Below are 18,958 nucleotides of genomic sequence, written 5' to 3' on the forward strand. Positions count from 1 at the left end.
GGGTTTGTGGTTGGCAAAAAACAAGAAGTCAATTTTCAAAGAAATACTTTCGGGTTGACAGTGCCAAAACTAGTCCGTATAATCCAACCTTGTATTAAGGAGGCGTTTTTTCATGTCAAATAATTCCATGAAAAACTTGTTCTTAGGATCATTGAGGAGTAAGCAAACAGTGATAAGAATTATTTCACTTGTCCTGTTTGTGTCTGTAATCTCTTTCGTGCTTTATCAAGGTACGAAAAAATCCGTTAAGCTTGAAGCGAATGGAGAAACAATCGAAGTATCAACACATGCCAAAACTGTAGAACAATTATTACAAAATCAAAATATAGATATAGCAGAGCATGACAAAATTTCACCCTCTCTGAACACCAAAATTGTTAATGGATTAGCAATTACATGGGAACAGGCAAAAGAAGTAACTATTTCAGTTGATGGAAATCAGTCAAAAGTTTGGACAACTGAAACACTTGTGAAGGACATTTTGAAGGAAGCAAATATTAAAGTATCTGAACATGACTCTTTAGCGCAAGGTCTAGATACTGAACTAGGAGCAGAAAACAAAATCGATATTCAAAAAGCGTTTCAAGTAACGCTTGTCGATGGCGTAAATAAAAGACAAGTATGGTCCACTTCGACTACGGTCGCTAACTTTTTAAAACAACAAGGAATTCAGCTAAATGAATTCGATCGTGTCGAAAATAACCTGGAGAACGTTATTACTCCGGAGAGTAAAATCACAGTAGTTCGCGTAGAAAAGGTTATCGATGTAGTGGAAGACTCTTTAGATTTCGCAGTTGAAAAGAAGCAGGATGCTTCATTGCAAAAGGGGAAACAAAAAGTAGTAGCAACAGGCGAGAAGGGCTCAATTTCTCGTACGTATGAGGTTGTCAAAGAAAATGGTAAGGTTGTGGAAAAAAACCTGCAATCTGAAAAAGTTTTAAAAGAGCCGAAGAAACAAGTGGTTGCAGTAGGCACAAAAACAATCGTTGCAAGCGCAGCAACTGTTTCACGTGGTTCTGCAGAGCCTGCTAACGGTAAAGAATTTTATGTAACGGCAACAGCTTATACACCATATTGCAACGGTTGTACAGGTACATCAGCAACTGGTATAAACCTACGTTCAAATTCTGGCTTGAAGGTGATAGCAGTTGACCCTTCTGTTATTAAGTTAGGCTCAAAGGTTTGGGTAGAAGGCTATGGTACCGCTATTGCTGGGGATACTGGTGGGTCAATTAAGGGTAATAAGATTGACATACTTGTACAAACAGATGCCCAAGCACGTAACTGGGGGCGTAAGAAAGTGCGTGTTAAAGTATTAAATTAGAAAAATTGTAAAATTAATCAAAATGTTTTTCACAAATGGAGCTTTCCTGTTTTGACTGGCGGGAAGGCTTCTTTATTATTTTTTAGCAAATAATATTTGTAAGGTATGTATAGCAGAAGTTGAATAAGATAAGTTCATCTGTACCTTGTATTCCTGTACAAATCGTATAGAGCAGTTGTAAAATGGTCAGAAGATAAGGTAGATAGAAAAGAGGAGCCTTTTTGCAAATTAAAGAAATTATTGTTGTTGAAGGAAAAGACGATACGACAGCTATTAAACGTGCTGTACAAGCAGATACTATAGAAACAAATGGATCTGCAATTTCTGAAGAAACATTAAAACGAATTCAGCACGCCCAAGAAAAACGTGGAGTTATTGTATTTACAGATCCCGACTATCCAGGACGTCGAATACGCGCCATTATAGAGGAGCGTGTACAAGGGGTGAAGCATGCCTTTTTACCAAAAGCCAAAACAATTGCTAAAAACGGTAAAGGGCTAGGTATTGAACATGCTGCTGACGATGATATACGTGAGGCACTTCAACATGTCTATACCCCTATTCATGGCGTGCTACACGAAGAGGTGATTACACTGGAAGATTTAATGACAGCTCGTTTAATTGGACATCCACAGTCAAAGCAGCGTCGTGATCGACTAGGGGAAATCTTAAATATAGGTGCTACAAATGGTAAACAACTTCATAAAAGAATGAAAATGTTTCAGATTACAGAGGAGCAATTTGGTGCGGCTATCGCACAGTTAGATCAGGAGGAAAATGATGCATAAGGATATTGCGGCACCAATTCGAACACAAGAAATTTTAAAAAAATATGGTTTTTCATTTAAAAAAAGCTTAGGTCAAAACTTCTTAATTGATCCTAACATTTTAAGAAATATAGTGAGTCACGCCCATTTAACTGAGAATAGTGGCGCAATTGAAGTTGGTCCTGGTATCGGTGCATTAACTGAACATTTGGCGAGAAGCGCTAAAAAGGTAGTTTCCTTTGAAATCGACCAACGTTTATTGCCCGTACTAGAAGACACACTTAGTCCATACAATAATGTGTCTATCATCCACTCTGACATACTTAAGGCAGATGTTGAGAAAGTAATTGCAGATGAGATGCCAGGTATTGATGATATTATGGTTGTGGCCAATTTACCGTATTATGTAACGACTCCAATTTTAATGAAATTACTCAATGACCGATTACCGATCCGTGGTTTTGTTGTGATGATGCAGAAAGAGGTAGCAGACCGTATAACGGCTAAGCCAGGGACGAAAGAATATGGTTCTTTATCAATTGCCATTCAATATTACGTGAAAGCAGATATTGCAATGACAGTGCCTAAAACAGTTTTCATGCCACAACCTAACGTCGACTCTGCTGTAATTCGTCTTATCAAGCATGAGGAACCACCAGTAAAAGTAATAGATGAGGATTTTTTATTTGTTGTAACACGGGCCTCATTCGTACAGCGAAGAAAAACGATCTATAATAACCTGCAATCTGGTTTACCAAATGGAAAGGTGAAAAAGGATCAAATTTTACAGGCATTAGAGCTAGCTAATATTGAGCCAACTCGCCGTGGAGAAACACTTTCTATTCAAGAGTTTGGGAAATTAGCTGATGCACTGCATCCTGTTTTTGCAAAGTAAAAATTTTTGTTAACATTTTTTCGGATATGTAAAAAAATAAATATTTTTTATAAAAAATAAGTTGACAAAATTTATAAGAGGCTGATAAAATATTATATTTTGTTGACATTTTTAGGCCATTAGCTTATACTTGTTATTAGTGAGGTGTAAGCGAAAATGCCAAAAACTTTAGCGGACATTAAAAAGTCGTTGGATTGTCATTTGGGTAAACGTTTGCAATTAAAAGCAAACGGTGGTCGCAAGAAAACGGTTGAGTGTGCAGGGATACTACGTGAGACATATCGCGCCATCTTTGTAGTCGAACTCGATCAAGAAGACAATACGTGCAAGCGCGTATCGTATAGCTACACAGATATTTTAACTGAAGCAGTAGAGATTACATTTTTAGACGAAGCAAAGGCTGCTGTCGCAAAATAGTTTCTAGTACTTATTTCTATATTTTAGAAACACTCATGTATGTTAAAAATACATGAGTGTTTTGCGTTTTCATGGGCATACTAAATTCGTCAGTTGTTAAAGGAGGAGTTTATATGCCTAGAAAAGGTATCATGTCACCTCGATTAAAAGAAGAGATCGCAAAAGAGCTTGGATTTTATGATGTTGTGCAAAAGGAAGGCTGGGGCGGCATAAAAGCTCGTGATGCCGGTAATATGGTCAAACGTGCCATAGAAATGGCTGAACGGGCAAGTAGTGAGCAAGAGCGTAAGTAGGCTGTTTTTGTTAAAATAGTCATCTTATCAAGTTTCATTCAGCAGGGATGAAAATCCTTACTAACACAACAAATACAACTGACGAGAGAGAGCCGTTACTCCGAATAGGGTAAACGGTTCTTTTTTTCCATTTTCGTATTCTCAATATGGTAAAATAAAATGAATAATCTTGCGCGAAAAAAAGAACTGTTTATACGTGTAGCTATAAGGGAGGAAGAAAGATGCTTTATGTAAAGGCGCCTGCAAAAATCAATTTAACATTAGATGTACTTTATAAAAGACCAGATAATTTTCACGAAGTGGAGATGGTTATGACAACAGTCGATTTAGCTGATCGTATCAGTCTTGAATCTCGAGAAGATGGTGTTATTCAAATAATTTCAACAGATAACTTTGTACCAAATGACCATCGTAATTTTGCTTATCAGGCAGCGCGTCTCATTAAAGATACATACGGCATTAGACAAGGTGTATCCATTACAATTGAAAAGGAAATACCCATAGCAGCAGGGCTCGCAGGAGGCAGTAGTGATGCAGCTGCAACATTAAAAGGGCTAAATGAACTGTGGAATTTAGGTTTATCAATAGATGAATTAGCGGAGCTTGGTGCTAAAATTGGCTCGGATGTTTCGTTTTGTGTTTACGGAGGCACGGCACTCGCTACAGGACGAGGCGAAAAAATAAAAGAATTACCAGCTCCACCTAACTGTTGGGTTGTACTAGCTAAACCTAAAATTGGTGTGTCGACAGCAGAAGTATATGGGGGTCTTAAGGTTGAAGGACTGGAACACCCAAATACAAAGCAGATGATACAAGCTATAGAGACAAAAGATTATGAGCTATTATGTTCTTCATTAGGAAATGTTTTGGAAACTGTAACATTTAAGCTCCACCCAGAAGTTGTGATGTTAAAGGAACAAATGAAGCGCTTTGGGGCAGATGCCACGTTAATGAGTGGAAGCGGTCCAACTGTATTTGGGCTTGTGGATAGTGAAGCTCGTGTAAGTCGCATTTATAATGGTTTACGTGGTTTTTGTGAGGAAGTTTATGCAGTACGAATTTTAGGTGAGCGAAATACGCTTGCTTAGAAACGCAAATTTGTGTTAATTTTACCTATAAATATTCGTGTTTAGGAGAGGGTCGCATGAAATGGAAGCGTAGTGAACGACTTGTTGATATGACGTACTACTTACTAGAACATCCACATCAGCTGATCCCGCTAACTTATTTTTCAGAACTATATCAATCTGCTAAGTCATCCATTAGTGAGGATTTAACGATTGTAAAAGAAACTTTCGAAGAAAAAGGAATCGGGTTATTGATGACAGTGCCGGGTGCTGCAGGAGGAGTAAAGTATATTCCGAAAATGTCCGAGGCAGAAGTACGTTTAGTGATTGAAGATTTAAAAGCAGAGCTAGAACATTCAGATCGATTGTTACCAGGCGGTTACTTATTTATGACAGATTTGCTTGGAAACCCAGATTTAATAAATCGAGTAGGAAAGGTCTTTGCCTCTGCCTTTGCAGATCAACAAATCGATGTCATAATGACAGTAGCAACTAAAGGGATTTCTATTGCCCATGCCATTGCAAGACATTTAAATGTACCAGTGGTTGTTGTGAGAAGAGATAGTAAAGTAACAGAAGGTTCTACAGTTAGCATTAACTATGTATCTGGTTCTTCCAGAAGAATTCAGACAATGGTATTATCAAAAAGAAGCATGAAGAGTGGACAACGTGTATTAATTACGGACGACTTTATGAAGGTCGGCGGTACTATGAATGGCATGAAAAATCTCTTAGAGGAGTTTGACTGTCAGCTAGCAGGCATTGCCGTGCTTGTGGAGGCTGAGCATGCGGACGAAACATTAGTAGATGATTATTATTCACTTGTAAAGCTTCATGAAGTTAATGAAAAAGATCGAACAATTGCATTAAGTGAAGGTAACTATTTTTCTAAAAGGGGACATGACAAATGAAAGTAGTAGCAACAACAAATGCACCAGCAGCAATCGGACCATATTCACAAGGTATTATTGTTAACGGAATGTTTTATAGCTCTGGTCAAATTCCATTAACAGCTACAGGGGATTTAGTGGAAGGCGATATAACTGTACAAACAAATCAAGTGTTTGCTAATTTAAAAGCAGTTTTAGCGGAAGCTGGAACTTCTTTAGATAATGTTGTGAAAACAACAGTATTTATGAAGGACATGAATGACTTTGTAGCGATGAATGAAGTTTATGCAAATCATTTTGGTGATCATAAACCAGCGCGTTCAGCGGTAGAGGTAGCCCGTCTTCCGAAGGATGTAAAAGTAGAAATCGAAGTAATCGCGATCGTAAAATAAATTAAGCTTGTAAAGCTCACTAAAGAGAATCTTTATTCTTTTTAGTGAGTTTTTTTAAGCTGACAAACAATTGTCAAAAATTCCGTATATAAGAAAAAATATTATTCTAATAAGTATTCAAATTTTTTAGAAAATTTGATAGACTATGAAAAGGAAAATATTCGGTAATTGAGAATATGATATTTTCATTTAGGCATCCAAGAAGAGAGGTGGTGAGAAAATGGAAGTTACTGATGTAAGGTTACGTCGGGTACAGACGGATGGTCGCATGCGTGCGATTGCTTCCATTACACTTGATAATGAGTTTGTTGTTCACGATATTCGTGTAATTGATGGAAATACTGGTTTATTTGTAGCTATGCCTAGTAAACGAACACCAGATGGGGAATTTAGAGATATTGCTCATCCAATTAATTCTGATACTCGAAATAAAATTCAGGAGATCATTTTAAACGAGTATCATAACTCTAGTGAAGTAGAGGAAGCTGGTAAAGAGGAAGAATTAGAGGGAATCGGTGTGTAATGGATAGGTAATAACTTACTTTTTAAGGATATGTTACAAACTGATGGTAAAAAAGATATCAAGAACTCTTCTAGATGGAAGGGTTCTTTTTATTTTGATAAAAAGATAATATGAGCAATTTTAGGATATACTTCATGACATTCGAGCATAAGGTGCATTGGATTTAGGAATTCATGTTTTTGTCAACTCTACATGCCTTGAAAATAGATGAATTTTGCTATATAGTCATAAGAGAAAATGAGCGTATTGGAGGACTTACAGATGAGCAATGTTTTTGCTGTCATTTTGGCTGCAGGTCAAGGTACACGTATGAAGTCCAAATTATATAAAGTGCTCCATCCAGTATGTGGGAAACCTATGGTACAACATGTGGTGGATCATATTCAAACGTTAGATGTGAAGCGCATTGTAACGGTAGTCGGACATGGTGCTGAAAAAGTGCAACAACAGCTTGGAGATAAAAGTGAGTATGTACTGCAGGCTGAACAATTAGGTACAGCGCATGCTGTGCAACAAGCAGAGGCTATTTTAGGTAATGAAGAAGGTACAACATTAGTTGTATGTGGAGATACACCACTAATTCGTCCTGAAACGATGCAAGCTCTATTCGAACATCATCAAGCAAAGAATGCTAAAGCAACTATTTTAACTGCAATTGCTGAAAATCCAACTGGCTATGGCCGTATATTACGTGGCAGTAACGGACAGGTGGAGCAAATTGTTGAACAAAAGGATGCTTCAGCAGAGCAGCAATTAGTAAAAGAAATAAACACAGGCACATATTGCTTTGATAACAAATTATTATTTGAAACATTGAAGCTTGTGAAAAATGATAATGCTCAAGGTGAATACTATTTACCAGATGTCATTGAAATTTTACAAAAGCAAGGTGATATTGTTGAAGCATATGTCACTGATGATTTTGAAGAAACACTAGGTGTTAACGATCGCGTGGCTTTATCACAAGCCGAGACATTAATGCGTACAAGAATCAACGAGAAGCATATGCGGAATGGTGTAACAATTATCCATCCTGAAACAACGCATATTAGTGCAGATGCAGTTATTGGGCGTGATACGGTGATTCAACCTGGCTCAATGATTGAAGGTGCTACTGTGATCGGTGAAGATTGCATTATCGGGCCAAACACTCAAATCATAGATAGCCGCGTTGGTGATCGTACAACTATACATTCTTCAGTTGTCCGTGAAAGCGCTATTGCAGAGGATACTGCTATTGGGCCATTTGCTCATATTCGACCACTTTCAGACATCGGTAGTCATGTCAAAATTGGTAACTTTGTAGAAGTGAAGAAAAGCAAGCTAGATAATGGCTCGAAAGTTTCACATTTAAGTTATATTGGCGATGCTGAGATCGGTAGTAACGTCAATATTGGTTGTGGTTCCATTACAGTAAACTATGATGGAAAAAACAAGTTCAAAACAATTATTGAAGATGATGTATTTGTAGGATGTAATACTAACTTAGTAGCGCCAGTGAAAGTTGGAAAAGGTTCATTTATTGCAGCAGGTTCTACAATTACAAAAGAAGTTCCTGAAGATGCACTTGCCATAGCTCGTGCAAGACAAGAAAACAAACCGAATTATGTAAGCAAATTAAATTCAAAATAATTATCAACTAAACAGGAGGCCATCATGCCGTATCATTATGCAAACTCACAATTAAAAATATTTTCACTTAACTCTAATAATCCATTAGCTCAAGAAATTGCGCAGGAAATGGGCGTAGAATTAGGTAAATCTTCTGTTAAGCACTTCAGTGATGGAGAGATTCAAATTAGCATTGAAGAAAGTATTCGAGGTTGTGATGTGTTTATCGTGCAGTCTACTTCTGCACCTGTAAACGAACATTTAATGGAGCTTTTAATTATGGTAGATGCAGTTAAACGTGCATCTGCTCGTACAGTAAACGTTGTAATGCCTTATTATGGTTATGCACGCCAAGATCGTAAAGCAAAAGCGCGCGAGCCAATTACAGCTAAATTAGTGGCAAACCTACTTGAAACTGCTGGTGCAACACGTGTTATCGTATTAGATTTACACGCACCTCAAATCCAAGGGTTCTTCGATATCCTAATCGACCACTTAATGGCAGTACCATTACTATCTGATTACTTCAAATCTAAAGGTATTCCAGGAGATGAGATCGTTATTGTTTCACCAGATCATGGTGGGGTAACACGTGCTCGTAAAATGGCTGAACGATTAAAAGCACCGATTGCAATTATTGACAAACGTCGTCCGAAACCAAACGTTGCGGAAGTGATGAACATTGTTGGTAATGTTGATGGTAAAGTGGCAATCTTGATTGATGATATTATTGATACAGCAGGTACAATTACAATTGGGGCAGATGCGTTACGTGCTGCTGGTGCAAAAGAAGTTTACGCTTGCTGTTCACACCCTGTATTATCTGGTCCAGCAATTGAACGTATTGAAAACTCTGCTATTAAAGAATTAGTGGTGACAAATACAATTCAGCTTTCAGACGAGAAAAAATCTCCAAAAATTACAGAGCTTTCTGTAGCTAAATTAATGGCGGATGCTATCTCTCGCGTTTATGAAAATAAATCTGTAAGTACTCTATTTGATTAATAAAAATTGTAAGTATAAGACCAATCTACTCTTTGAGTAGATTGGTCTTTTCTATATAAATTGGACACTATTTCATCAAGACGAAGAAATAGATGAGTGTTTTATGTGTGAGCCTTCTCACAAAGGGGTATAATAATAATGTGTCTTAATAATATTTACTCTACCTTAAACAAATAGAGCTAAGTATTATCATAGCCTACAACGAATTATTGTTGAGGCGTAAATAATTTTCTTGGAAGGGGAATAAAGAAGTATGAGTACAGTATTAAGTGTTACAAAGCGCGAAACTGGGCATCGTTCAACATTAACCCAACTTAGAAAAGGGGGAGCCATTCCTGCAGTTATTTACGGCTACAAAGTAGATTCAACCCCAATTTCTATTGCTGCAAAAGATTTTAAAAAGTCCATTCAAAAAAATGGGCAAAATAGTGTGTTTTCGCTAGAGTTAGAGGGGAAAAAGGTGAATGCTGTTGTGTCAGAGATTCAGCAATGTTCATTGAAAGATGAAGTAAATCATATTGACTTTTTAGCCATTAATATGGCGGAAGAGCTAGAAGCTGATGTCCCGATTAAATTACTTGGACAGTCAGTTGGTGTGAGTGAGGGCGGTATTTTAATGCAGCCTAACTTAGAATTAAAAGTTAAAGTAAAGCCAACAGAGTTACCCGAATCAATTGATGTGGACATTTCATCGTTGAAAATTGGGGAATCCCTAACAGTAGCAGATATTCGCGATGCTACACCTGTTGAAATTATTAGTGAAGATGATTATATGTTAGTAACCATTGTGGCGCCTGTTTCTGTAGAGGAAGAGACTACAGAAAATGAAGAAGGGCAAGAGTCAGTATAAAAGTAAATACGCTTAAGGCTAATAAGAAGGCTATAGCTTTCTTGTTAGCCTTATTTTTTATGCCTTTTAACAATTGTACAAAATGCTTTCTAGGCGTGCTATATGGTAAAATAATGACTATTAGATTTGAAAGAAGAGAGGTACTTATGAAAATTATCGTTGGTTTAGGAAACCCAGGTAAACCTTATGAGCATACAAGACATAATATCGGCTTTGATGTTATTGATGCGTTAGCAGAAAAATGGGGAACACCTTTAACAAATTCAAAATTTAACGGGATGTACACAACTGTACATCGACCAGAAGGAAAGGTTCTACTTGTTAAACCATTAACATATATGAATTTATCAGGGGAATGTGTTGGTCCCCTAATGGACTATTTTGACATAGAGGTAGAAGACTTAATTGTCATTTATGATGACTTGGATTTAGAGACAGGTAAATTACGTCTGCGACAAAAAGGGAGTGCAGGTGGTCATAACGGCATTAAATCATTAATTCAACATTTAGGCACTCAGGAATTTAATCGTATTCGAGTGGGCATTAATCGTCCACCAGCGGGCATGAAGGTAGCAGACTATGTCTTAGCTAAATTTTCGAAGGAAGACCAAGTTCTTATGCAAGACGCCATTGTAAATTCTGTAAACGCTGTTGAAGCATCTCTTTCAAAGCCGTTTCTTGATGTGATGAATCACTTTAACGCAAGCAAATAGATGGAAGAAATAAAATTTCTGTTAAAGTTTTTGGATATTGGCATAGTGTAAGGTGAGTAATCAACTGCCTTACACTATAATTACAGCTTATGCTTGTAGTGAATAGTCTTAGCTACAAGTAAAAATTAATTCTCTAATTTTCAAGTAATTGCAATGATGATGACAGTGAAAAGTGCATAATCCTTTTTATAAATGTCTATACTTTAAGTAGAAAGTTGCTTAAAGGAGGATGATTTGGAGATGTCAGTTCGCTATCGATGTCGGCATTGTGAAGTAGAAATAGGGACACTACCATTTGATGCAGATGATACAATTCGAAAGTTGCATATTTTTGAATTGGGAGAAGCGGATGATTATGTTGAGAAAGATCAGCATGGCCAAACGACTGTGCACTGCATTTGTGAGCAATGTGAGGATTCGCTGAGACAATATCCAGATTATCACGCACTCAATAAATGGATTCAATAATTGGAAGGATGCTTTGACACACTTATGTGTGTTCAAGGCTTTTTCCATTTCATAAAACAGCCATTAATAGAGATATGTAAAATAACACTAGAATAATAGAAATAAAAATAATATAGGATTTTACGCTGAAAGGAGCTTTTGACTGTGGAGGTTTTACGACAGCTTGTGTCGCAAGATAAACATATTACATCATTTTTAAAGGAAATTCAGAGCGGTCAAACTGCATCACAGCTTATTACAGGTTTAACAGGAAGCGCACGCCCCGTAATGGTCGATGTGTTATTTGAATATGTAAAGAAGCCAATCTACATTATCTCTCCTAATCTATTGCAGGCACAAAAAATGGTTGATGAGCTTGCTGGATTGTTAGGTGAGGAACATGTTCATTATTACCCAGCAGATGAATTTATTGCAGCCGATCTTTCTGTAGCTTCACCAGAACTTCGCGCGGAGCGGATTGCGACGCTTGATTGCTTAGCTAGAGGTGAGAAAGCCGTATATGTAATACCTGTGGCTGGTTTACGTAAAATAATGCAGCCTAAGGAGCACTGGCTACACTATTTTTTACAAACAGCAGTAGGCGAAGATATTGAAATTGAGATGTGGTTACAAACATTAGTTGAGATGGGCTATGTACGGAATTCAATGGTGACATCACCAGGAGAGTTCGCGTTGCGTGGGGGGATTTTAGATATTTATCCACCTTATTTAGAATCACCTATTCGTATTGAATTATTTGACACAGAGGTTGATTCCATACGAACATTTTCAGCAGATGACCAACGTTCTATTGATAAATTACAAAAAATTCGTATTCTTCCTGCTTCAGAGGTCATTCTTACTAAATCAGAAAGACATGCATTAGCAGGCCGTTTAGAAGCGGCATTAGCAGCCAGTCTAAAGAAGGTAAAAAAGCAGGAGACAAAGGAACTTCTGTATCAGCATATTCAATATGATATTGAATTGCTACAGCAAGGGAATTTACCTGATTATGTAAACAAATATGGCTCATTATTATACGATAAAACTGCCTTTTTGGGAGATTACTTTGAACATGATGGTATTGTACTTTTTGACGAGCTTGGACGTATTCAAGAGGTAATGGATGCATGGGAACGTGAAGAAGATGAATGGTTTTTATCTTTAATCGAAGAGGGGAAAATGGTTCATGATGTCAAACCTGCCTTCTCATTAAAAGAAATACTGGCGATGTTGTCACAACAAAAGCTTTCATTTTCATTATTTTCGCGAACATTTGCAGGGATTACGTTTAATAAAACAACTAACTTTTCTTGCAAGCCAATGCAGCAGTTTCATGGACAAATGTCCTTGCTTCAAAGTGAGGTTGAACGCTGGTTACTTGGCAAATTTACAGTTCTAATCGTAGCAAGGGATAAAGAACGAGTAAAAAGGGTTCAGCAAATGCTTGAAGAATACGATATTCATACGGCAATAGGTGAGCCGACAGAACCTGGTATTTATATTGTAGATGGGGGCTTGTCGAGTGGCTTTGAATTGCCTCTACAGCGTTTAGCAATTGTAACAGAAGACGAGCTTTTTAAACAGCAGGCAAAGAAAAAAGCACGTACACAAAAAATGACTAATGCTGAACGTATTAAAAGTTATACGGAAATTAAGCCAGGTGATTATGTTGTACATGTTCATCATGGGATTGGTAAATACATCGGTGTAGAGACATTAGAGGTTAATGGTACACATAAGGATTACTTGCACATACGATATCGTGCAGACGATAAATTATATGTCCCTGTAGAGCAAATAGACTTAATCCAAAAATATGTGGCGTCAGAGGATCGTGAACCAAAGCTACATAAATTAGGGGGAGCAGAGTGGAAAAAGGCGAAAGCGAAGGTATCCTCTGCTGTACAGGATATTGCAGATGATTTAATAAAGCTGTATGCAAAGCGTGAAGCAGAGAAAGGGCATGCTTTTACACCTGATAACGACGACCAACGTAATTTTGAAGCGATGTTCCCTTATGAGGAAACAGAGGATCAGCTACGTTCAATTGTTGAAGTGAAAAGAGATATGGAACGTGAACGCCCTATGGATCGTTTAGTCTGTGGCGATGTAGGCTATGGTAAGACAGAGGTAGCCATTCGTGCCGCATTTAAGGCTATTCAAGATGGAAAGCAAGTGGCATTCCTTGTCCCTACTACTATCTTGGCTCAGCAACATTATGAGACAATTCGTGAGCGCTTTCAGGATTTCGCCATTAATGTTGGATTGTTATCTCGTTTCCGTTCGAAAAAAGAGCAAACAGCCACATTAAAAGGCTTAAAAGAAGGCCGAGTCGATATAGTTATTGGAACACACCGCATTTTATCTAAAGATTTAATTTTCCAAGACCTTGGTCTGTTAATTGTGGATGAAGAGCAACGTTTTGGTGTGACACATAAGGAAAAAATTAAACAGTTAAAGACAAATGTCGATGTCTTAACTTTAACGGCTACACCAATCCCAAGGACACTTCATATGTCCATGGTAGGAGTCCGAGATTTATCTGTTATTGAAACGCCTCCTGCTAATCGCTTCCCAGTTCAAACATATGTGATGGAGCACAGTGGTGCATTAGTACGAGAAGCTATTGAGAGGGAAATGGCACGTGGCGGACAAGTATTTTATTTATATAATCGGGTTGAGGATATGGCTCGAAGGGTTGAGGAGATTCAAGTGCTTGTCCCTGAAGCACGAATAGGCTTTGCTCATGGGAAAATGACTGAGTCAGAGCTAGAATCCGTAATTTTAGCCTTTTTAGAGGGTGACTATGATGTGCTTGTCACGACAACAATTATTGAGACAGGTGTCGATATACCGAATGTAAATACGTTAATTGTCCATGATGCTGATCGTATGGGCTTAGCCCAGCTCTACCAATTACGCGGTCGCGTTGGGCGTTCTAACAGAGTAGCCTATGCGTATTTTATGTACCAACGCGACAAAGTTCTAACAGATGTAGCAGAGCAACGTTTACAAGCAATTAAAGAATTTACAGAGCTTGGCTCAGGCTTTAAAATTGCGATGCGAGATTTATCTATTCGAGGCGCAGGAAACTTACTTGGAGCGCAGCAACATGGCTTTATTGATTCAGTCGGCTTTGATTTGTATTCACAAATGCTTCAGGATGCCATCGCGGAACGTCAAACAGGCGTGAAGAAAGAAGAAAAGCCAGATATTGAAATTTTGCTAAGTATTGATGCCTATATTCCGGACGCTTATATTCCAGATGGTTATCAAAAGATCCAAATGTATAAACGAATTAAGGCCATGGATCAGGTGGAGGAGTATGACGAAATCATGGAGGAATTAGAGGATCGATTTGGCGATCTTCCAATTGAAACAGAGCGTTTACTTCGAATTGCACGAATGAAAATTTGGGGATTAGGTGCGGGAGTAGTATCTGTAAAGGAGAAGCAAAAGCTTATTACAATACTATTGTCGGAACAAGGGACAACAAATGTCGATGGCAGTAAGATTATTGAAGAGTCAATGAAGTTTGAGCGTGCTGTTGGTTTTGGTATGGATGGCATGCAGTTAAAATTAACAATAGATGAACGCAAGTGTGGCAAACATCAACCATTTGATATTTTGGAAGAATTAATGCAAATTATTGATAAAGCAAAAAAGCAGCAATAGTTAAAAGGTCATCTTATCTTTTACATGAAAAGATAAGATGGCCTTTTTTTGTTGATTCAGTAATCAAACATATTTGCTCAAGGAATAGTTGATTTTTCTAATACATTTCTTATGAATTAATTATAGAAACTTATTCCTTGGGTAATCTAATAAGGAGTTGATTGATGTAATACCGTTTTTTGAAAAAAATTGATGGTTGTGAAATCCTTTTTCTTCAGTTTTTGCATAGATTGCTTAAATAAAAACCATACTATCATTGAATAAAAATTTCATTGTAGCGAAAGCGAGGCATTAGAATGAAGGCAACAGGAATTGTTCGTCGTATTGATGATTTAGGGCGTGTAGTTATTCCAAAAGAAATTCGTAGGACGCTACGTATTCGTGAAGGCGACCCGCTTGAAATTTATACGGACCGTGAAGGCGAAGTCATTTTAAAAAAATATTCTCCCATCAATGATTTGGGGGAATTTGCAAGAGAATATGTTGAAACACTTTATGAAACAATGGGCACACCGGCATTTGTCACTGACCGTGATGAAGTAATCGCTGTTGCAGGGATTGGGAAAAAGGAATATATCAATCGTCGCATTACGTCCTTTGCGGAAAGCTTTATGGACGAACGCTCCACAAAAATAGAAAAAATGGAGACAACGATTGAAATTGTCCCTGGACAATATGAGCAAGTAAAATCATATTGTGCGTCACCTATTATGGTGAATGGTGACCCAATAGGCTGTATTATCGTCTTGTCTAAAGTACACTTTGTTGGTGAGGTAGAAGTCAAAGTAGTGGAAACAGCTGCAAACTTCTTAGCAAAACAAATGAATAGTTAATGCATGGAAAAGTTATTGCGATGACCTTTAAGGCTGAACAATAACTTTTTTGCGTACATAAGGATGAATCATTATAGGAACAGTAGTGCCACCTTGCACGTCAAACTTTTGAGATATGCTATACTATTGGCATTGTTAAGAAGGAAAGAGGGCAATTTATGTCGCAACGTTTTGGTATGAAAAGCTACATGAAGGGTGCCGCCTTATTGACGATAGCAGCCCTTATTGTAAAAGTTCTTAGTGCCATTTACCGTGTGCCTTTTCAAAATCTAGTAGGTGATGAAGGCTTTTATATCTATCAACAGGTATATCCAGTTATTTCAATCTTCGTTGTTTGGACATCTAGTGGCTTTGCTATAGCCATTTCTAAAATGCTTGCAGACAATGATTGTATTGTTGATACAATAGAACGTGATGAAAGACGTCGCACTATAACACAGGTAGTTTTCAGGTATTTAACGGTATTATCACTACTGTTTTTTGCCATTTTATTTGGAGGTGCTGAAAAGATTGCCCATTTAATGGGAGATATTCAATTAGCACCACTTATTCGTACAGGCTCCCTAGTAGTATTGGTTATGCCGGCGCTGGCTATTTTAAAAGGTAGCTTTCAATCTAGAGCAATTATGGAGCCCATTGCTTATGCCCAAGTACTTGAACAAGCAGTGAGGGTAACTGTCATATTAGTAGGTACCTTTCTTATTATGACAACGACGAAATCACTTTATGGTGCAGGAAGAATAGCTGTTATCGGTACAGTAATTGGAGAAATTACAGCCTTGTTATTACTTGCTTATATCTCGTATAAACGATTTGGTCTACTGCAAGTTAAACAGCAACTACAGCGTAATTCAAGTTTACCTATCATTAAAGAGGTCACATGGCTGAGTTTGAGCGTCAGTATGAGTGGTCTACTGCTACTTGGCTATCAATTGGTCGATTCATTTACAATCTATTGTTCATTAATTGATAATGGCCTAACGCCTACAATAGCAAAGGAAACGAAGGGTATTTATGATCGAGGACAGCCGTTAGTTCAACTGGGTGTTGTCATTGCATCTTCATTGTCGCTGGCCATTGTGCCACTTGTCGCCCATTTGTCGAAAAAGCAAGAGGGGCGAAGTGCCGTGCCATTCATACAATTAACATACAAAGCATCTGTCCTGTTCGGCTGGTCTGCTGCACTAGGCTTAATGCTAGTTATGCCTTATTTAAATGAAATGCTTTTTAAAACCAATTCCTTATCTGAGGTATTGATTGTCTATGTATTTCAAATTGTCCCGTTGTCGATTATTCTTACATTTACGGCGATCTTACAAGGCTATGGAAAATTAAAAAAACCAGCTTTATTTCTTATGTTTGGTTTTCTATTAAAAGTGATATTGAATGTACGATTAATCGGTTGGTTGGGAGTATTAGGAGCTGCCATCGCTAATGATATAGGATTATTATTAACAGCAATCTTGCTCATTATTTATTTAAAAACATTGACTGGCATTCAATTAGCTTCAGGTGCCTTTTATAAAAAAGTAGGAATAGCATCTTTTAGTATGACAATCGTCGTGCTTGTATGGTTACAGCTAGTATCGTCCGTGTTAAACCATCTGATGTCTTCACGTATGATAGCCATGGTGGCAGGTTTGACAGCAGTAGCTATTGGGGCATTTGTTATGCTAACAATTATTGCAAAGAAACGAGTATTAGTAGAAAAAGAATGGTATTTACTTCCGTTTGGACGTAGAATGGCCGTTTATCAACTTTGGCTAAATTCAAAGAAGTAGGTGTAAATATTGAATACATTATCAATTATTGGTTTAGGTGCAGGTGACTTTAATCAGCTGCAAATGGGTGTTTATAAAAAGTTAAAGGCTGCAAAAAAATTATATGTACGGACAGTGGATCATCCGGTTTTAGAGGAATTAGCAGCAGAGGGCGTGGCATTCGAAAGTTTTGACAATGTGTATGAAAAACACGATACATTTCAACCTGTTTATGCAGAAATAGCTGATTCTCTGATGAAAGCTATCGCTGTTGAGGATGTTATGTATGCTGTGCCAGGGCATCCATTAGTTGCAGAGCAAACAGTGCAATTACTTATTGCCGCAGCAAATGAAGGGAAAATTGAGCTAGTCATTGAGGGTGGTCAGAGTTTCTTAGATCCCATTTTTGGTGCATTAAAAATCGATCCAATTGAAGGCTTTCAATTACTTGATGGTACGAGCTTTTCAATGCATGACATTAACATGCGTCAGCACATCTTAATTGCTCAAGTATACGATACATTCAGTGCATCAGAAGTGAAGCTGACGTTGATGGAGAAGTATGATGATGAGTATCCTGTGACGGTTGTGACAGCTGCAGGATCCTCACAAGAACAGATTGTCACAGTGCCGCTCTATGAACTCGATCAAAGTGTAGAAGTAAATAATTTAACAACAGTCTATGTACCACCTGTAAAATCACAGGAGGAGTCATTAAGAGATTGGACAACATTCCGCCAAATCATTGCAACGCTGAGAGGCCCAAATGGCTGTCCTTGGGATCAAAAGCAAACACATGAGTCGTTGAAGAAATACTTACTTGAAGAAGCACATGAATACTTGGCAGCGGTTGATGCGGAAGATGATTTTGCCATGATTGAGGAACTTGGTGATGTGTTGTTACAAGTATTTTTACATGCACAAATAGGAGAAGATCAAGGCTACTTTACACTTGAAGATGTGTTAGCTTCAATTAGTGAAAAAATGATTCGTCGCCATCCACACGTTTTTGGGGATGTTTCAGTAGAAGATGCAGATGGTGTTGTGGCTAATTGGGAGGCCATCAAGGCTGAAGAAAAGGGAACTAGCGATAAACCGTTATTAGACGAAGAGTATAGAGCCTCTTCTGCGTTACAAACAGCCTACAATTATCAAAAAAGAGCAGCACAAGTGGGCTTTGACTGGCCAGGTGTGGAGGGAGCATGGGATAAATTTACCGAGGAATGGGAGGAATTTCGCCATGAGGTGACGAAAGGCTCTAATGCATCCCGTCTTGATGAATTTGGCGATGTATTGTTCACACTAGTAAACTTAGCACGTTTCTATAAATTATCACCAGAAGAAGCAATGCTACATGCAAATGAAAAATTTGCAAGACGTTTCGGCTATGTTGAGCAACAGGTAAAGGCAAGTGGAAAACCATTTTCCGATTTTACATTAGAACAATTAGATGCATTTTGGAATGAAGCAAAGCAACTAGAAAAGGAGTAAGA

At 37.9% G+C, this 18,958-nt stretch carries 18 protein-coding genes; all 18 read left to right on the forward strand.

Annotated elements, in window-relative coordinates; translation table 11 throughout:
* Positions 1-112: 112 nt before the first annotated feature.
* The 18 genes from MKZ14_RS00330 to mazG all read left to right on the forward strand — a co-directional run bounded on the left by MKZ14_RS00330 (position 113) and on the right by mazG (position 18,956).
* Complete coding sequence (locus MKZ14_RS00330) at positions 113-1,324, forward strand: ubiquitin-like domain-containing protein (RefSeq protein WP_339280546.1); 1,212 nt, start codon at positions 113-115, stop codon at positions 1,322-1,324.
* Positions 1,325-1,545: 221 nt separating this feature from the next.
* Positions 1,546-2,112 carry a ribonuclease M5 gene (gene rnmV / locus MKZ14_RS00335; protein ID WP_036075698.1) on the forward strand — a complete coding sequence of 189 codons (567 nt, stop codon included), beginning with the start codon at positions 1,546-1,548 and terminating at the stop codon, positions 2,110-2,112.
* Positions 2,105-2,986 carry a 16S rRNA (adenine(1518)-N(6)/adenine(1519)-N(6))-dimethyltransferase RsmA gene (gene rsmA / locus MKZ14_RS00340; RefSeq protein ID WP_339280547.1) on the forward strand — a complete coding sequence of 294 codons (882 nt, stop codon included), beginning with the start codon at positions 2,105-2,107 and terminating at the stop codon, positions 2,984-2,986. The genes rnmV and rsmA overlap by 8 nt, the downstream gene beginning before the upstream one ends.
* A gap of 156 nt (positions 2,987-3,142) precedes the next feature.
* Positions 3,143-3,403, forward strand: coding sequence for a Veg family protein (locus tag MKZ14_RS00345; RefSeq protein ID WP_004229199.1), 261 nt, complete (start codon positions 3,143-3,145; stop codon positions 3,401-3,403).
* Positions 3,404-3,516: 113 nt separating this feature from the next.
* Complete coding sequence (locus tag MKZ14_RS00350; RefSeq protein WP_004229193.1) at positions 3,517-3,696, forward strand: small, acid-soluble spore protein, alpha/beta type; 180 nt, start codon at positions 3,517-3,519, stop codon at positions 3,694-3,696.
* Positions 3,697-3,917: 221 nt separating this feature from the next.
* The gene (gene ispE / locus MKZ14_RS00355) at positions 3,918-4,784 is read left to right on the forward strand and encodes a 4-(cytidine 5'-diphospho)-2-C-methyl-D-erythritol kinase (protein ID WP_036075694.1); all 867 of its coding nucleotides are present in this window, start codon (positions 3,918-3,920) and stop codon (positions 4,782-4,784) included.
* A gap of 56 nt (positions 4,785-4,840) precedes the next feature.
* Positions 4,841-5,674 carry a pur operon repressor gene (purR, locus tag MKZ14_RS00360; RefSeq protein ID WP_016993803.1) on the forward strand — a complete coding sequence of 278 codons (834 nt, stop codon included), beginning with the start codon at positions 4,841-4,843 and terminating at the stop codon, positions 5,672-5,674.
* The gene (locus MKZ14_RS00365; RefSeq protein WP_004229189.1) at positions 5,671-6,045 is read left to right on the forward strand and encodes a RidA family protein; all 375 of its coding nucleotides are present in this window, start codon (positions 5,671-5,673) and stop codon (positions 6,043-6,045) included. The genes purR and MKZ14_RS00365 overlap by 4 nt, the downstream gene beginning before the upstream one ends.
* A gap of 220 nt (positions 6,046-6,265) precedes the next feature.
* Positions 6,266-6,568: a septation regulator SpoVG gene (spoVG, locus tag MKZ14_RS00370; RefSeq protein WP_004229187.1), complete on the forward strand. Its 303-nt coding sequence runs from the start codon at positions 6,266-6,268 to the stop codon at positions 6,566-6,568.
* A 261-nt stretch (positions 6,569-6,829) separates the two neighbouring features.
* On the forward strand, positions 6,830-8,200 hold the full coding sequence (gene glmU / locus MKZ14_RS00375) for a bifunctional UDP-N-acetylglucosamine diphosphorylase/glucosamine-1-phosphate N-acetyltransferase GlmU (protein WP_339280548.1): 1,371 nt from the start codon (positions 6,830-6,832) through the stop codon (positions 8,198-8,200).
* 24 nt (positions 8,201-8,224) lie between these two features.
* Positions 8,225-9,184 (forward strand): ribose-phosphate diphosphokinase, encoded by a 960-nt coding sequence (locus tag MKZ14_RS00380; RefSeq protein WP_004229183.1) that lies wholly within the window; start codon positions 8,225-8,227, stop codon positions 9,182-9,184.
* Between the two features lie 253 nt (positions 9,185-9,437).
* A complete protein-coding gene (locus tag MKZ14_RS00385; RefSeq protein WP_066038161.1) occupies positions 9,438-10,034 on the forward strand; it encodes a 50S ribosomal protein L25/general stress protein Ctc in 597 nt (198 codons plus the stop codon).
* A gap of 146 nt (positions 10,035-10,180) precedes the next feature.
* A complete protein-coding gene (gene pth / locus MKZ14_RS00390; protein WP_016993791.1) occupies positions 10,181-10,747 on the forward strand; it encodes an aminoacyl-tRNA hydrolase in 567 nt (188 codons plus the stop codon).
* Positions 10,748-10,987: 240 nt separating this feature from the next.
* Positions 10,988-11,215, forward strand: coding sequence for an anti-sigma-F factor Fin (locus tag MKZ14_RS00395; RefSeq protein WP_016993788.1), 228 nt, complete (start codon positions 10,988-10,990; stop codon positions 11,213-11,215).
* Positions 11,216-11,359: 144 nt separating this feature from the next.
* Positions 11,360-14,872, forward strand: coding sequence for a transcription-repair coupling factor (gene mfd, locus MKZ14_RS00400; RefSeq protein WP_339280549.1), 3,513 nt, complete (start codon positions 11,360-11,362; stop codon positions 14,870-14,872).
* A 296-nt stretch (positions 14,873-15,168) separates the two neighbouring features.
* On the forward strand, positions 15,169-15,705 hold the full coding sequence (spoVT, locus tag MKZ14_RS00405) for a stage V sporulation protein T (protein ID WP_339280550.1): 537 nt from the start codon (positions 15,169-15,171) through the stop codon (positions 15,703-15,705).
* A gap of 158 nt (positions 15,706-15,863) precedes the next feature.
* A complete protein-coding gene (locus MKZ14_RS00410; RefSeq protein ID WP_339280551.1) occupies positions 15,864-17,486 on the forward strand; it encodes an oligosaccharide flippase family protein in 1,623 nt (540 codons plus the stop codon).
* 9 nt (positions 17,487-17,495) lie between these two features.
* Positions 17,496-18,956 carry a nucleoside triphosphate pyrophosphohydrolase gene (gene mazG / locus MKZ14_RS00415; protein ID WP_339280552.1) on the forward strand — a complete coding sequence of 487 codons (1,461 nt, stop codon included), beginning with the start codon at positions 17,496-17,498 and terminating at the stop codon, positions 18,954-18,956.
* Positions 18,957-18,958 lie beyond the last annotated feature (2 nt).

Origin of the sequence: Lysinibacillus sp. FSL P2-0066 (assembly GCF_037969495.1) — a bacterium.
Classification (GTDB): Bacteria; Bacillota; Bacilli; order Bacillales_A; family Planococcaceae; genus Lysinibacillus; species Lysinibacillus boronitolerans.

Bases quoted from the DNA above. Each gene is read 5' to 3' on its own strand.
- MKZ14_RS00350 (WP_004229193.1), top strand. From the start codon at position 3,517: ATGCCTAGAAAAGGTATCATGTCACCTCGATTAAAAGAAGAGATCGCA.
- ispE (WP_036075694.1), top strand. From the start codon at position 3,918: ATGCTTTATGTAAAGGCGCCTGCAAAAATCAATTTAACATTAGATGTA.
- purR (WP_016993803.1), top strand. From the start codon at position 4,841: ATGAAATGGAAGCGTAGTGAACGACTTGTTGATATGACGTACTACTTA.
- MKZ14_RS00380 (WP_004229183.1), top strand. From the start codon at position 8,225: ATGCCGTATCATTATGCAAACTCACAATTAAAAATATTTTCACTTAAC.
- MKZ14_RS00385 (WP_066038161.1), top strand. From the start codon at position 9,438: ATGAGTACAGTATTAAGTGTTACAAAGCGCGAAACTGGGCATCGTTCA.
- spoVG (WP_004229187.1), top strand. From the start codon at position 6,266: ATGGAAGTTACTGATGTAAGGTTACGTCGGGTACAGACGGATGGTCGC.
- glmU (WP_339280548.1), top strand. From the start codon at position 6,830: ATGAGCAATGTTTTTGCTGTCATTTTGGCTGCAGGTCAAGGTACACGT.
- MKZ14_RS00410 (WP_339280551.1), top strand. From the start codon at position 15,864: ATGTCGCAACGTTTTGGTATGAAAAGCTACATGAAGGGTGCCGCCTTA.
- spoVT (WP_339280550.1), top strand. From the start codon at position 15,169: ATGAAGGCAACAGGAATTGTTCGTCGTATTGATGATTTAGGGCGTGTA.
- pth (WP_016993791.1), top strand. From the start codon at position 10,181: ATGAAAATTATCGTTGGTTTAGGAAACCCAGGTAAACCTTATGAGCAT.
- rsmA (WP_339280547.1), top strand. From the start codon at position 2,105: ATGCATAAGGATATTGCGGCACCAATTCGAACACAAGAAATTTTAAAA.
- MKZ14_RS00395 (WP_016993788.1), top strand. From the start codon at position 10,988: ATGTCAGTTCGCTATCGATGTCGGCATTGTGAAGTAGAAATAGGGACA.
- MKZ14_RS00345 (WP_004229199.1), top strand. From the start codon at position 3,143: ATGCCAAAAACTTTAGCGGACATTAAAAAGTCGTTGGATTGTCATTTG.
- MKZ14_RS00365 (WP_004229189.1), top strand. From the start codon at position 5,671: ATGAAAGTAGTAGCAACAACAAATGCACCAGCAGCAATCGGACCATAT.
- MKZ14_RS00330 (WP_339280546.1), top strand. From the start codon at position 113: ATGTCAAATAATTCCATGAAAAACTTGTTCTTAGGATCATTGAGGAGT.